At 55.7% G+C, this 614-nt stretch carries 1 rRNA gene; it reads left to right on the top strand.

What is annotated here, in order from left to right:
• A 23S ribosomal RNA gene (locus tag IE207_RS32905) occupies positions 1-614 on the top strand; the annotation flags it as partial.

Here is a 614-nt window from a genome sequence, read left to right as displayed (position 1 = left end):
GGGTAAGGGTGTAGGCCGAGGGGTAGGCAAATCCGTCCCTCGTTAAGGCTGAGACCTGATGCCGAGCCGATTGTGGTGAAGTGGATGATCCTATGCTGTCGAGAAAAGCCTCTAGCGAGTTTCATGGCGGCCCGTACCCTAAACCGACTCAGGTGGTCAGGTAGAGAATACCGAGGCGTTCGGGTGAACTATGGTTAAGGAACTCGGCAAAATGCCCCCGTAACTTCGGGAGAAGGGGGGCCATCACTGGTGATCGGATTTACTCCGTGAGCTGGGGGTGGCCGCAGAGACCAGCGAGAAGCGACTGTTTACTAAAAACACAGGTCCGTGCGAAGCCGTAAGGCGATGTATACGGACTGACGCCTGCCCGGTGCTGGAACGTTAAGGGGACCGGTTAGTGCGCTTTCGGGCGTGCGAAGCTGAGAACTTAAGCGCCAGTAAACGGCGGTGGTAACTATAACCATCCTAAGGTAGCGAAATTCCTTGTCGGGTAAGTTCCGACCTGCACGAATGGCGTAACGACTTCTCGACTGTCTCAACCATAGGCCCGGTGAAATTGCACTACGAGTAAAGATGCTCGTTTCGCGCAGCAGGACGGAAAGACCCCGGGACCT

Origin of the sequence: Streptomyces cirratus, from assembly GCF_014650775.1 — a bacterium.
GTDB lineage: Bacteria > Actinomycetota > Actinomycetes > Streptomycetales > Streptomycetaceae > Streptomyces > Streptomyces cirratus.
This window is presented reverse-complemented; position numbering and strand designations above follow the sequence as displayed.